Origin of the sequence: Paucibacter sp. B51 (assembly GCF_027863535.1) — a bacterium.
GTDB lineage: Bacteria > Pseudomonadota > Gammaproteobacteria > Burkholderiales > Burkholderiaceae_C > Paucibacter_A > Paucibacter_A aquatilis.
Window position 1 is genome coordinate 3052120 of sequence record NZ_JAPIVN010000001.1, and the last position, 13318, is coordinate 3065437.

Genomic DNA, 13318 nt, shown 5'->3' on the forward strand with positions numbered 1-13318 from the left:
CGAAGACAGTTTCACGTGCAGGCCTTCACGCAGCGCACGTGTGTGCTGATCAATCCAGCTGCAGATGGGTTTGAACTTGCAAGGAGGTGCCCCATGGGCGAACACATGATGGACCCGGATCGGCGCTCGCAACTGCGCCGCTTGGGCGGCTGGCTTGGAGCCGCTGCCTCGCTGAGCACGCTGGCTGCGCACAACGCACTCGCGGCACCGGCGACCGAGGATGAATCCAACAGCTACGACGAGGATTCCATTCTCAAGGCTGCGACCGATTTCTTTGGCAGCACCACCGAAGGTCTGGCCCGCGTGATCGAAAAGGCCTTCAAGGAGCAGGGCCGACCCAACGCATACGTCAAGGGCGAGGAAGTCAGTGCCGCGCTGAGCATTGGTCTTCGCTACGGTGAGGGACGTTTGCAGATGAAAACAGGCGCCAGTGCCCCGGTGTTCTGGGCCGGGCCTTCGATCGGTTTTGACGCCGGCGCGAATGCCTCCAAGGTATTCACCCTGGTCTACCACCTGCCCAAGGCCTCGGCCATCTACCAGCGCTTTCCAGGTGTGGATGGCAGTCTGTACTACGTGGGCGGCGCCGGCATCAATTACCAGCGCTTGAAGGGCATCACCTTGGCGCCCATCCGTCTTGGCGTGGGCATGCGGGCCGGCGCCAGCGTTGGCTATGTCCATTACCGGCGCGAGAAGAGCATCAATCCCTTCTGAGTTCCGGGGCATGCCCTGGCGGTTTGCAGATCCAGGCGAGGTGCCGAACCATTTTCATGCCGGGTTTTGGGGTTTTGATCCTTGTTTTCCTGGTCGTCGTCCCACAGCGCTTGGCGGCTGCTGACGCGACTTCTACGCTGACTCCCAGATCACGAGTTCGGGCCTGTGCCGGCCTCAAGGGCTTGTGACACCTCTGACCTCAGAACGGAGTCCTCATGAAGAAGTCCACATCTCTTTCGGCAGCGCTCTTGGCCGCGGTGACCTTGAGTCTGAATTTCGGTATTGCACATGCTCAATCACAGTTGCAGCGCGTGGCTGTCATCGGCCCGGCTGCCGGTGATTTGAGCTTGCCGCCCCTGGGGGATGCCTGCCCCGGCTATGCGCAAGTCTTGGATGATCAGCTCAGCTGGGTGGCTGAGCAAGAGGGTCGCGAATCGGTGGTGACCGTGGCTTTCAAGCTGGAAGGCGCGGAACCGATCGACCTGCGTGTGCAGGGCGGGGGGCTCAAGTACCGCCAAGCGGTTCGACGTGCCATGAACTTCATCAACTGTGTGCCTGGCGTGGCGCAAGGTGGCGCATACAAGTTGCTGGTGAGCTTCAATGCCCGAACTGCCCAGCCGCACGCCGCCTTGCCGGCCCATGTGCTGGCTGCTCACGGTTCAGGGCGCTGAGAAGGTGGGCGCCGGAGCTTGCGCCTGCTCGCTTGAAACTCAGGCCCGAGGCCTCAGGGCAGCCAGATCTCGAACCGGGTTCCACGCTGGCGCTGTGCCGCGTCTCGTGGCTTCAACACGACTCGGCCCTGGCGTTCGCCGAGCTGATGAGCGCGGGCAACGGCCGCGCAGAGCTCCAAGCCCAGGCCCGTGGATGAGCGGGCGGCAGGGTCTTTGGCGTCCAGACCCAAACCGTCATCCTCGACGGCCAGCACCAGGAAGCCATCCTCAAGCTGGGCACTCAGGCGCACTTCGCTGCGCGCGAATCTCCAGGCGTTGTGCAGGGCCGCTTCCAGGGCCAGGCGCACCAAGCGTGGGTCGAAGTACCAGAAGGCAGGCGCAGCTGCGCAGTCATCCAGGCTCAGCGGAGCGCCGTCCGGGCGTGAGTCCACGCGCAGCATCTGCTGGAGGAATTCCCGCGGCGACTCATCCTCCATTTGCGCCGTGAGCCTGGCATGAGGGGTGGCGTAAACCGTCAGATACGCTATCAGGCGTTGGCGCAGCTGGGCGCAGTGCAAATGGGCGCGGTGGGCAGCCTCGGCCTCAGGCGCTTCAACCAGCAGGCTCAGTTCAGCCTCCAGCACGCCAAGCTGGTTCTTGAGGTCATGGACCAGCAAGGCCAGCAGCTCCCGATTCATGCGCCAGCGCGGCCAGCCGGTGCCGCAGTCGCGCTGATGCTGAAGGGCGAATTGCCCTGCAAGGCGGCCAAAGTCTCCCGCAAGTAGCGGCGCATCTGGGCCACGCGATCGTTGCCGGGCATCAGCTTTTCCAGCCGGGCCAGATAGTCGCGCACCTGGTTCAGGCGGCTGTCGTCGAGCTTCTTTTTCAAGCGCAGCGCCATGCAGTTCATCTGCGCGCATTCCAGCAGCACGGTGGTGTTCTCGGGGTACTCGGCCAGCTCCGCCTCGATGGCCTGCAGCGCTTCATCGAGTTGCCCGGCGCGCAGCAGCATTTTGGCCTCGTGCAAGCGGGTTTTGAGGCCCTTGCTGGCGGCATGGACCACGCCCTCGATCTGGTCCTTGTGGCCGGTGTCGTTCAAGGCCTTGCAGGCCAGTTGCTGGATGCGGCTGTTTTCATGGTCGGCGCTGACCGCCTGGTTGATCAGCTTCAGCCCCGTTTCGATCTGGCCCGTCAGCAAGGCGGCGCGTGCCAGGGTGACGGTGGCGAAATCGGCCTTGCCGGTCATGGGCGCTTGGGCCAGAGCCTGCTCGGCTTCGCGGGCGGCTTTCTCGCTCTCGCCTTGCAGGGCATGGGCTTGCGCGCGCAGGGCCAGGGCCACGGCTTCGAATTCGGGCTCCTGAGCGCCGCGGGTGGCTCGGGTGGCGCTGTCGGCGATCAATTCCAGCGCTTCCTTGGTTTCGCCCAGGTCGATCTGGGTCTGGGCCAGGGACAGCAGATCCTGTGCCTGCGCCGTGATCGCGCCCTGGCTGAACTTGATGGCTTTTTGCAGGCTGGCCTTGGCAGTGGCGAGGTCACCGTTGCGGTAGGCGCTCTCGGCCAGCTGGCGCTGGCGCCGGGCCGAAGGCACGACCTGGGCGCTCTTTTTCATCATCTGCATGGCGGCACCGTGGTCGCCCAGGGCTTCCAGGGCTTGGGCGGCGATGTCGTAGGCGGCCAGGTTCTTGTCGCCCTCGGGTGAGCTGAGGATGGCCTGGGCCAGGCGTTTGGCCTCCTCGAACTTGCCGGCCGCCTTCTGCGCCCGGGCGAGGCCGATCTGGGCCCACATCAGGCCGGCGCGCAGGTCCAGCGCACCCTGGTAGACCTGGCGCGCTTCATCGGCATTGCCGAGGTCCAGCAAGGTCTGTCCCTTGATCTGCAGGGCATGCATGAACCAGCGGTCTTTCTTGGCCAGCAAGGCGTCGCAGGCGAGCAGGGCGGCGGGCAGATCGTTCTTGCTCAGGGCCTTGTTGATGTCGAGCAGGGCGTGGCGCTTGTCGAGCTGGCTTTTGAGCCGGTCTTCGATGTCCCCGGCGGTGATGGGCTTGAGCAGGTAGGCGTCGGGCATGTGCTCGCTCGCTGACGCCACCGAGTTGTAGTTGCTCTCGGCCGTGATCATGAAGAACAAGGTGTCTTGCGCCAGCAGCCGACCTTCACGCAGGAACTCGAACAGCTGCTGGCCGTCGGTCTTGTGGTTGAGGTTGTAGTCGCACAGGATCAGGCCGTAGTGCTTGGCGCGCACCATGCGCAGTGCGTCTTCGGCCGAGCCTGCGGCATCGATCTTGCCGATGCCCAGCATGCCCAGCTGGCCGCGCAGCGTGGTCTGCTGGGTGGCCATATCGTCCACGACCAGGGCTTCAATCTTGGAGTACGGGGTATCGACGCGCATAAGCTCCCTTGTGCACATGGCAACGCGGTCGCTGGGCTGGTGTCGCTCGGCTTGCGTTGCAAGCCTGAGCGATCAGCGCCCAGTGTTTGATGGCAAGCTTACAGGAGCTCGGCGGCGCTGAGGCGCGGAGTTGAGGTGGGATCTAGGGCCGAAACGCCGCCCAGCAATCACCGGGCGGCGGCGGCCTCAGGCGTAGACGTTGAGCCGGGTGCCCAGCGAGCCCGAGCTGGCCAGGGCCGGCTGGGCCGGCAGTGCGTCCAGCAGTTGCAGGGCGCCCTGCGCTTGCTGGTCGATGGCTTTTTTCAGCACCAGCATCTGCGCGCTCGATTGCACGCTGCCAGGCGCGGCGGAGCCGGCGTTGTGGACCAGGGCGGTGTTGGCGAGTTCCATGCGGGGCTCCTTGGTGCGGCTGCTGCTTCTTCCGCAGTTGTCGGCCGCCCCGGCCTGGAACTTGAGCCCGGATCAGCCGGTGTTGCGCAAACCCGCGGCGATGCCGTTGATCGACAGATGGATGCCGCGCTGGACGCGTTCCATGCTGGGGTCGCTGGCGCGGCTCTCCAGCGGCACCGCGCGGTAGCGGCGCAGCAGCTCGACCTGCAGGTGGTTGAGCGGGTCGATGTAGGGGAAGCGGTGGCTGATCGATCGCGCCAGGGCCGGGTTGCCGGCCAGGCGCTCGCGCTCGCCCGTGATCAGGCGCAGCGCCAGGCTGGTGCGCTCGAACTCGGCCTTGACCGCGGCGCATATCTTCTTGCCCAGGCGCTTGTCTTCGACCAGGTCGACATAGCGCTCGGCAATCGCCAGATCGGTCTTGGCCAGCACCATGTCCAGGTTGGACAGCAGGGTGCGGAAGAAAGGCCATTGCTTGAACATGCGCTTGAGCAAGCCCAGGTTCTTGGCATGCTGCTCGCTCCCCTCGGGGCCGAGGAACTCGAGCACGGCCGAGCCGAAGCCGCACCAGCCGGGCAGGGCGACGCGGCTCTGGCCCCAGCTGAAGCCCCAGGGGATGGCGCGCAGGTCTTCGATCGCGCGGGTGGGCTTGCGCGAGGCCGGGCGCGAGCCGATATTGAGCTCGGCGATCTCGCGGATGGGCGTGGCGGCGAAGAAATACTCGGCAAAGCCGGGCGTGTCGTAAACCAGGCCGCGGTAGGCGCCGAAGCTCAGGTCCGACAAGGCTTGCGCGGCCTCCAGGAAGCTCTTGGGCGCGCTCTTGGTCGGGTGCAGCAAGGTGGCTTCCAGCGTGGCGGCCACCAGGGTTTCCAGATTGCGCCGGCCGATCTCGGGGTTGGCGTATTTGGAGGCGATCACCTCGCCCTGCTCGGTCAGGCGGATCTGGCCATTCACCGTGCCCGGTGGCTGGGCCAGGATGGCCTGGTAGCTCGGGCCGCCGCCGCGGCCCACCGTGCCGCCGCGGCCGTGGAACAGGCGCAGGGTGATGCCGCGGGCCTCGGGCAGGGTGGCGAACATCTCGACCAGGGCGATTTCGGCGCGGTAAAGCTCCCAGCTGCTGGTGAACACGCCGCCGTCCTTGTTGGAGTCGGAATAGCCCAGCATGATGTCCTGCTCACCGCCGCTGCGCTTGAGCAGGGCCGAGATGCCGGGCAGGGCGTAGAACTCGGCCATGATGAGCGGCGCCTCGCGCAGATCGCCGATGGTCTCGAAGAGCGGCGAGACGATCAGGTCGCTGACCGCTTCGCCGTCCAGCGTGCCGCGCAGCAGGCCGACTTCCTTGAGCAGCAAGAGCACTTCCAGCAGGTCGCTGACCGACTCGGTGTGGCTGATGATGTAGTGGCGCAAGGCCTCGCGGCCGAAGCGCTGCAGGCTTTCCAGCGCCGCCTCGAAGATGGCCAGCTCGCCCACGGTCTTCTCGCTGTACTGGGCGCCGTGCACGCGCAGCGGCCGCGCGTCTTGCAACAGGCGCAGCAGCAGGGCGCGGCGGCCGGCTTCGTCCAGGGCGCTGTAATCGGCCTCGACGCGGGCCGTGCTCAGCAACTCGGCGATCACGGCCTCATGCTGGTCCGAGCTCTGGCGCAGGTCCAGCGTGGCCAGGTGGAAGCCGAACACGCGCACGGCGCGCATCAGGGGTTTGAGGCGCGGCGCGATCAGGGCACCGGCATGGTGGCTGCGCAGCGAGCGCTCGATCACTTGCAGATCGGCCAGCAATTCGTCCGGGCTGGCGTAGGGCGCTTGCGGGGCCACGGCATGTCGCAGCGCCTCGGTGCCGGTCAGCTGCTGCAGGGTGGCGGCGGCGCGCGCGTACATGCCGGTCAGGGCGCGGCGGTAGGGCTCGTCCATGCGGTGTTCGTTGCGGTCCGGGCTGCGTTCGGCCAGGGCCTGCATTTCGGGCGTGACCTGGGCCAGCCGGGCCGAGATGGACAGCTCCGCGCCCAGCTCATGCAGCTCGGTCAGGTAGTGGCGCAGCGCCACCTCGCTCTGGCGCGAGAGCGCATGGCGCAAGGTGGTGGCGGTGACATTGGGGTTGCCATCGCGGTCGCCGCCGATCCAGTGGCCCATGCGCAGAAAGCTGTTGAACTCATGGCCGGGCAGGGCCTCTTCCAGCTCGGCATAGAGCTTGGGGATCTGGCGCAGGAATGTGGCCTGGTAGTAGGACAGGGCGTTCTCGATCTCGTCGGCCACAGTGAGCTTGCTGTAGCGCAGCATGCGGGTCTGCCAGAGCTGGGTCACGCGGGCGCGGATCAAGGCCTCGTTGTCGCGGCGTTCGCGCTCGCTGTGCAGGCTGTCGCGCTGCTCCACCAGCTGGGCCACGGCACGCTCGGCATCGAGGATGCTCTTGCGCTGCACCTCGGTCGGGTGGGCGGTCAGCACCGGCGAGATGAAGCCATGCTGCAAGGTCTTGGCGATCTCGGCCGGGCGCACGCCGGCCTCGTGCAGGCGCTCCAGGGCAAAGGCCAGCGAGCCCTCGGCCAGGCTGCCGGCGCGCTCGTGCACCTCGCGGCGGCGCACATGGTGGCGGTCCTCGGCGATATTGGCCAGGTGCGAGAAATAGCTGAAGGCACGGATCACGCTGACCGTCTGCTCGCCCGACAGGCTCTTGAGCAGCTTGTCAAAGCTCTTGCCCGCGGCCGCATCATGCTTGTGGCGGAAGGCCACCGAGAGCTGGCGGATGCGCTCGACCAGCTCGTAGGCCTCACGGCCCTCCTGCTCGCGGATCACCTCGCCCAGAATCCGCCCCAGCAGGCGGATGTCGTCCATCAGCGGCTGGTTTTTGTCGGCAGCCTGGCGGCTGCTGTTGGGGGCCGGAGGGGCGGACTTGGCGCGACGCGGGGCGGCTTTCGAGGAGGCGGGCATGGCGGGGCTCGGCTGGACAGGGGTGATGTAACAAGGTTACGTTAATCCAACTCTAGCAGTTTCTTCGGCTCGCCAATTTCGGCTGAGTTACAACAGCCGCCTGCTAGCATGCCGGCCATGAAAGAAACCATCGTCATCGCCACGCGCGAAAGCCGCCTGGCCCTCTGGCAGGCCGAGCATGTCAAGGCGCTGCTGGAGCGCAGCCTGCACCTGAATGTCGAGCTGCTGGGCATGACCACCCGCGGCGATCAGATCCTCGACCGCACCCTGTCCAAGGTCGGCGGCAAGGGCTTGTTCGTGAAAGAGCTTGAAACCGCGCTGGAAGAGGGCCGTGCCCATCTGGCCGTGCATTCGCTCAAGGACGTGCCCATGGAGCTGCCCGAGGGCTTCGCCCTGGCTGCCATCCTGGAGCGCGAAGACCCGCGCGATGCCCTGGTGTCCAACCGTTATGCCTCGCTGGCCGAGCTGCCGCAGGGCGCCTTGGTCGGTACCTCCAGCCTGCGCCGCGTCGCCCAGCTCAAGGCTTTGCGCCCCGATCTGCGCATCGAACCGCTGCGCGGCAATCTTGACACCCGCTTGCGCAAGCTCGACGACGGCGGCTACGACGCCATCGTCCTGGCCGCGGCCGGCCTCAAGCGCCTGGGCCTGGCGGATCGCATCCGCAGCCATTTCAGCGTCGAGGAGATGATTCCTTGCGCCGGCCAAGGCGCCCTGGGCATCGAGCTGCGCGCCGATGCGGCAGAACTCAACGCTCAGCTGGCCACCTTGATCGACCGCCCGACCTGGCTGGCCACGCAGACCGAACGCGCCGTTTCGCGCAGCCTCGGCGGCAGCTGCAGCATGCCGCTGGCAGCCCATGCGCGCTGGCAGGGCGAGCAGTTGCTGGTGGCCGTGGCCCTGGGTCATGCCGAGTCGCCCGAGCGGCCTTTGTTGAAGGCGCAGCTGCAGGCCGCGGTGCGCAGCGATGCCGAAGCCGTGGCCTTGGGTGAGCGGGCCGCGCAGGCCCTGCGTGATCTGGGTGCGGCGGACTATCTGCCCGCAGCCTGACTCGCTCGCCGCCATGGCGTCGCCCGAAACGGCCGCTTTGCAATTGATCCTGACCCGGCCGCAGCAGCAGGCCGGCGACTGGCTGCAGCGCTTGCAAGCGCAGGGCGTGCCGGCGCGCAGCTTTCCGCTGCTGGCCATCAGCCCCGCGGCGCCCGAGCAGGCGCAAGCGGCCTGGGTGGCCTTGCCACGGGCGCGCCTGGCCTTCTTCGTCAGCCCCAATGCGGTCGAGGGTTTTTTTGCGCAAGCACCGGTGGGCTTTGAATGGCCCGCGGCCTGTCTGGCCGCCTGTGTCGGGCCCGGCAGCGCGCGCACCTTGCAGGCGGCCGGTGTACCGGCCTCACTCATCATCCAGCCGCCGGCGGATGCGCCCAGCCTCGACTCCGAGCACTTGTGGCCCCAGCTCAGCGGCATGGATTGGCAAGGCCGGCCGGTGCTGATGCTGCGCGGCGAGGGAGGGCGCGACTGGCTGGCCGAGCGCTTGCGCGAGCGCGGCGCGGCGCCGGTTGAATTCTTCAGCGTCTACCGGCGCGGCTGTCCGCAGCTGGATGCGGCGCAGCAGCAGGAGCTGGCCGATCTGCTCGCGCAGCCACAGCGCATGCTCTGGCTGTTCAGCAGCGGCGAGGCGGTCGGACACCTGCACAGCCTGGCGCCGGCCGGCGTGGACTGGTCACGCCAGCGTTGCCTGGCCACCCATGCCCGCATCGCCGAGCGCGCGCGCGCCGAGGGCTGGGGGCATGTGGTTTTGACGCGACCCGACGCGGCTGCCGTGGCCCAAGCCTTCGGTGCGGTGCAGGCCGACGCCTACAATCATTTTCACTGTGAGTGAAGCCCAAACCCCCCCTCTCGACGCCACGACGGGCGCTGCTGCGCCCGCTAGCGATGCGCCCGGCGCGAGCCTGAATTCCGCGACTTCCGTTCCCGCTGCCGCGCTGCCCGCCGCCGCCTTGCCGAGCTGGGTGCCGGTGACCCTGTTGCTGCTTGGCGTCGCCTCGCTGGCCGGTGTGGGTCTGGCCTGGCAAGGCCTGAGCCGCCAGCAAGCCCTGGAGCAAGAGCTGGTGCGCCGCCAGGAACTGGTGCAGGCCGAGGCCAGCGAGGCCCGTGCCGCTTCGCGCCAGTCGCAAGACCTGACCCGTGACACGGCCGCCAAGGTGGCGCTGCTCGATGCCCGCCTGGCCGAGGTGGCTTTGCAGCGCGGTCAGCTGGAAGAGTTGATCCAGTCCATGTCCCGCTCGCGCGACGAGAACGTCATCGGCGACATCGAAGCCTCCATCCGCGTGGCCCTGCAGCAAGCCGCCGTGACCGGCAGCGTCGAGCCCTTGGTGGCCACGCTCAAGCAGGCCGACGAGCGCCTGCTGCGCTACAAGCAACCACGCATGGAAGGCGTGCGCCGCGCCGTGGCGCGCGATCTGGACCGCGTCAAGGCCATCAGCGTGGTCGATGTGTCCACCCTGACCATCAAGCTCGACGAGGTGGTGCGCCTGCTCGACGAACTGCCCCTGCTGGCGGTGGCCGAGCGTGGCGGCGAGCCGGCGACGGCGCCAGGCCGTGCTGGCAAGCCGAGCGGAGCCAGCGCCAAGGCGCAAGACGGCAAGGCCGATGCGGCACCGGGCGAGGACGACGGCGCGCTGTCGGTCTGGTGGTGGCGAGCCAAGACCCGACTGGCCGAGATGGCGGGCCTGGTCTGGGGTGAGACCCGCACCCTGGTTCGCGTCACCCGCATCGACCATCCCGAGGCGGTGCTGCTGGCTCCCGAGCAGGCGTTTTTCCTGCGCGAGAACCTCAAGCTGCGCCTGCTCAACGCCCGCCTGGCCTTGCTCAGTCGCCAGTTCGACACCGCGCAGGCCGATCTGCGTGACAGCCAGGACGTGCTGAACCATTACTTCGACGCCCGCTCCCGCAAGGTCAGCTCGGCCATCGATCTGGTGCGCCAGGTCGCCGGTCAGGCGCGCCAGGTCAGCGTGCCGCGCCCCGATGACACCCTGGCCGCTTTGGCGGCTGCTGCGGCGGGCCGCTGATTGCCCGGAGCAGGGCTGCGGTCGACTCCCAACTTCAAAAAAGAACGAAAGCAAAGGTTCGGTTCATGCGTACCGTGGTGTGGTTGGTCCTTTTGTTCACCGTGGCGGTGGTGGCCGCGCTGGCCTTGGGCCAGAACGATGGGCTGGCCAGCTTCTACTGGAATGGCTGGCGCCTGGATGTGTCGCTGAACCTGTTCCTGCTGGCCTTGGTCGGCACCTGCTTTGCCTTGGTCACCGCCATTCAGACCATCGGCGCCTTGACCAGCCTGCCGCGCCGTGCGCACGAGTGGCGTCTGGCCCAGCGCGAGCGCGGCGCCCAGCTGGCCTTGCGTGACGCGCTGGCCGAATTTTTCGGCGCCCGTTACGGACGCGCACAGAAGGCCGCCCAGCGTGCGCTCAGCATCCATGCCCAGACGCCCGAGTTGCAGCAGGACGAGGGCTTTCTGGCCCTGGGCCATCTGCTCTCGGCCAGCAGTGCCCACCGGCTGCAGGACAAGCGCCGTCGCGATGAGCAGCTGCAGCTGGCGCTGGATGCCGCCAAGCGCTCGCCGCAAGGCCGTGCGCAGGAGGAGGGCGCCCGTTTGCTGGCCGCCGAATGGGCCCTGGATGACCGTGATGCGCCGCGTGCGCTGAGCCTGCTGGCTGAGCTCTCCCCAGGCGTGGCGCGCCGTACCCAGGCCCTGCGACTGAAGCTGCAGGCCAGCCGTCTGGCCAAACAGCCGCTGGAAGCGCTGCGCACCGCGCGCCTGCTGGCCAAGCACCAGGGCTTCTCCAAGGTCGCTGCCCAGGGCCTGCTGCGCTCACTGGCCTTCGAGGCGCTGGACGCCGCCCGCGATGCCGACCAGCTTCGCTCCGTCTGGCAGCAACTGGACAGCGCCGACCGCCGCGATGTGTTTGTGGCCGCGCGCGCGGCACAGCGTGCGGGTGCGCTCGGCGTGCCGGACGATGGCCGCGGCTGGCTGCGGCCCTTCTGGGACGATGTTGCCGAGCTGGGTGCGGACGAACGGGCGACGCTGGCCGAAGCCTTGGTGCTGGTCTTGCCCGGCCTGGGCCCTGAATGGTTGCAGCGCCTGGAGACGGCGGTGCAGCGTTTCCCGCGCGATCGGGCCTTCAGCTATACCCTGGGCCACGCGCTGGCCGAGCGCCAGCTCTGGGGCAAGGCACGCTTGATCCTGGAGCAGGTGGCCGATGAATCCAGTCTGGGCACGGCCGCGCGCCGCCGCAGCTGGTTGGTGCTGGCCCATCTGGCCGAGCAGGACGGCGATCTGGACCGCCGCGCCCGCTGCCACGAGGCGGCCGCCACGCTGGTTTGAGTCAAAAAATTAAAAAGTCTTCCCAAGCCTAAACAAAGCATGCTATAGTGCAAGGCTTCGCGGCTGTAGCTCAGTTGGATAGAGTACTTGGCTACGAACCAAGGGGTCGTGGGTTCGAATCCTGCCAGCCGCACCAACAATAAGAAAAGAAAAGGTCAGCGAGTAATTGCTGACCTTTTTAATTTAAGTTTGATCTCGGATTGAGTTTCAATCGCCTCGAGCGTCGTTTGGACGAGGTGTTTGGAGTTTGAAAAGAGGCGCCGCCGAGTTTGGCTTTTCAGCTCAATGGGTGTGGCGTGAAGTACATCTGTGGTGACGCGGATGAGGGTATTGAGAGTTGAGGCGAAGTTTTGAAGCAGCGCCTTGGCTTTGAAGTTTGACCCCTCGTTTTGCTGGCGTTTGAAAATCAGCTTCGGCGACGTTTTCAAAAAGTTTGCAAAAGTATTGTTCGGTACAAAAATACCGTGCTATAGTAGAGGGCTTGGAGCGGCTGTAGCTCAGTTGGATAGAGTACTTGGCTACGAACCAAGGGGTCGTGGGTTCGAATCCTGCCAGCCGCACCAAACTAACAAAATGGCGCACGAAGCGTCCTCAAGGAAATTCGATGCCGACGCAAACAAGCCTCAGTGAGAAATCGCTGGGGCTTTTTTGTTTTGGACTCGGCTGGACGCGTCAGGCGCCTCGCATGAGCGGCACTCAAGTCTTGTGCGATTTCCGCGCGGCTTGAAGCTCGGTCAATATCTCTTCCGTGTGCTCGCCCACATGTGGCCCGGCCTCGGGTGTCCGCAAGCGGCTGCGTGAAAAGCGCGGGGCCGGGGAGGGTTGCCAATGGCCGTCGATGCGCACATGGTTGCTCCGAGCCTGCGCGTGCGCATGCACGGCCGCCTCGTCCAGGCTGAGCATGGGCGCCACGCAGCAATCCAGATCGGCCAGGTCCTGCTCCCACAGGGCCCGGCTGCGCGTCTTGATCCGCTCGGCCACGCGGGCGCGCAGGGCGGGCCAGTGTTCGGTGTTCATGTGCTGGGCCGGGTCGACGTCGTGAAGGCCCAAACCCTGGAGCAAGCGCGCATAGAACTGCGGCTCGATGGCGCCCAGGCTCAGGTGACCGCCGTCGGCGCATTCAAAACAGTCGTAAAAGGGCGAGCTGTGCAGAAAGAAGTTGTCGGCGGGCCGCTCGCTCCACTGACCCTCGCTGCGCAGGGCTGAAACCAGGCCGCCGAGCAGGCCCAGGCCATCGAGAATGGCCGCGTCGATCACCTGCCCGTGGCCTGAGCGCTGGGCCTCCAGCAAGGCGCTCAGCAGGCCCAGGGCCAGCAGCATCGCCCCGCCGCCCATATCGCCGAGCAAGCTGGCTGGCGCACTCGGCGCCTGCCCCGGCCTGGAGGCGATGGAGAGCGCGCCACTCAAGGCCAGGTAATTGATGTCGTGACCGGCGCACTGGGCCAGCGGCCCGGTCTGGCCCCAGCCGGTCACCCGGCCGTAGACCAGGCGCGGATGTGTGGCCTCAAACACCTCCGGCCCCAGGCCGAGGCGCTCCATCACCCCGGGGCGGAAGCCTTCGATCACAGCATCCGCGCTGTGGATCAGTTCCAGCGCCGTGCGCTGCCCGGCATCGCTTTTCAAGTCGAGCACGATGGACCGCTTGCCGCGATTCAGTGCGCGCGCGTTGCCGATGCTGCGTGAGCCTGCGCTGATGGGGCGATCGATCACGATCACGTCGGCGCCCAGGTCGGCCAGCAGCATGCCGCAAAGAGGCGCCGGGCCTAGCCCGGCCAGTTCGATCACGCGAATGCCCTGCAAAGGGCCGGAGGCTGACGGGGCCGGTGTCGTCCTGCTGTTGTTGTCGTTGCCGTGCTCGTTGCTGCGTTCGCGCATCTGCAGACCTTCTCT

General features: G+C 66.8%; 12 protein-coding genes and 2 tRNA genes. 8 read left to right on the forward strand and 6 right to left on the reverse strand.

From position 1 onward, the window contains the following. Positions 1–93 precede the first annotated feature (93 nt). Entirely contained in the window at positions 94–711 is a 618-nt protein-coding gene (locus OOB33_RS13110; protein ID WP_207796048.1) for a DUF1134 domain-containing protein, read from the forward strand. 215 nt (positions 712–926) lie between these two features. Further along, positions 927–1382, forward strand: coding sequence for a hypothetical protein (locus OOB33_RS13115; RefSeq protein WP_271009005.1), 456 nt, complete (start codon positions 927–929; stop codon positions 1380–1382). A gap of 53 nt (positions 1383–1435) precedes the next feature. Here the strand turns inward: OOB33_RS13115 and OOB33_RS13120 are convergent, their stop codons facing one another. The 4 genes from OOB33_RS13120 to ppc all read right to left on the reverse strand — a co-directional run bounded on the left by OOB33_RS13120 (position 1436) and on the right by ppc (position 7053). After that, positions 1436–2059 carry a sensor histidine kinase gene (locus tag OOB33_RS13120; RefSeq protein WP_271009006.1) on the reverse strand — a complete coding sequence of 208 codons (624 nt, stop codon included), beginning with the start codon at positions 2057–2059 and terminating at the stop codon, positions 1436–1438. Then, a complete protein-coding gene (locus tag OOB33_RS13125) occupies positions 2056–3747 on the reverse strand; it encodes a response regulator (protein ID WP_271009007.1) in 1692 nt (563 codons plus the stop codon). The genes OOB33_RS13120 and OOB33_RS13125 overlap by 4 nt, the downstream gene beginning before the upstream one ends. Positions 3748–3933: 186 nt before the next feature. After that, positions 3934–4137: a YjfB family protein gene (locus tag OOB33_RS13130; protein WP_271009008.1), complete on the reverse strand. Its 204-nt coding sequence runs from the start codon at positions 4135–4137 to the stop codon at positions 3934–3936. A gap of 72 nt (positions 4138–4209) precedes the next feature. Further along, a complete protein-coding gene (gene ppc / locus OOB33_RS13135) occupies positions 4210–7053 on the reverse strand; it encodes a phosphoenolpyruvate carboxylase (RefSeq protein WP_442953009.1) in 2844 nt (947 codons plus the stop codon). Positions 7054–7170: 117 nt separating this feature from the next. On the opposite strand from ppc, the gene hemC reads away from it, so the two are divergent. The 5 genes from hemC (at position 7171) to OOB33_RS13160 (ending at position 11564) form a co-directional block, all read left to right on the forward strand. Then, on the forward strand, positions 7171–8100 hold the full coding sequence (gene hemC, locus OOB33_RS13140; protein ID WP_271009009.1) for a hydroxymethylbilane synthase: 930 nt from the start codon (positions 7171–7173) through the stop codon (positions 8098–8100). 13 nt (positions 8101–8113) lie between these two features. Continuing rightward, the gene (locus tag OOB33_RS13145) at positions 8114–8926 is read left to right on the forward strand and encodes a uroporphyrinogen-III synthase (RefSeq protein WP_271009010.1); all 813 of its coding nucleotides are present in this window, start codon (positions 8114–8116) and stop codon (positions 8924–8926) included. Then, positions 8919–10115 (forward strand): uroporphyrinogen-III C-methyltransferase, encoded by a 1197-nt coding sequence (locus OOB33_RS13150; RefSeq protein WP_271009011.1) that lies wholly within the window; start codon positions 8919–8921, stop codon positions 10113–10115. The genes OOB33_RS13145 and OOB33_RS13150 overlap by 8 nt, the downstream gene beginning before the upstream one ends. Positions 10116–10180: 65 nt before the next feature. Next, the gene (locus OOB33_RS13155; protein WP_271009012.1) at positions 10181–11428 is read left to right on the forward strand and encodes a heme biosynthesis HemY N-terminal domain-containing protein; all 1248 of its coding nucleotides are present in this window, start codon (positions 10181–10183) and stop codon (positions 11426–11428) included. A 59-nt stretch (positions 11429–11487) separates the two neighbouring features. Next, a tRNA-Arg gene (locus OOB33_RS13160) sits at positions 11488–11564 on the forward strand. Between the two features lie 19 nt (positions 11565–11583). Here the strand turns inward: OOB33_RS13160 and OOB33_RS13165 are convergent. Beyond that, positions 11584–11856, reverse strand: a complete 273-nt coding sequence (locus OOB33_RS13165) for a hypothetical protein (protein WP_271009013.1) — start codon at positions 11854–11856, stop codon at positions 11584–11586. Positions 11857–11914: 58 nt separating this feature from the next. Between OOB33_RS13165 and OOB33_RS13170 the strand changes: the two genes are divergently transcribed. Further along, positions 11915–11991, forward strand: a tRNA-Arg gene (locus OOB33_RS13170). Between the two features lie 133 nt (positions 11992–12124). Here OOB33_RS13170 and OOB33_RS13175 read toward each other — a convergent pair. Beyond that, a complete protein-coding gene (locus OOB33_RS13175) occupies positions 12125–13303 on the reverse strand; it encodes a CaiB/BaiF CoA transferase family protein (protein WP_271009014.1) in 1179 nt (392 codons plus the stop codon). Between the last annotated feature and the right edge of the window lie 15 nt (positions 13304–13318).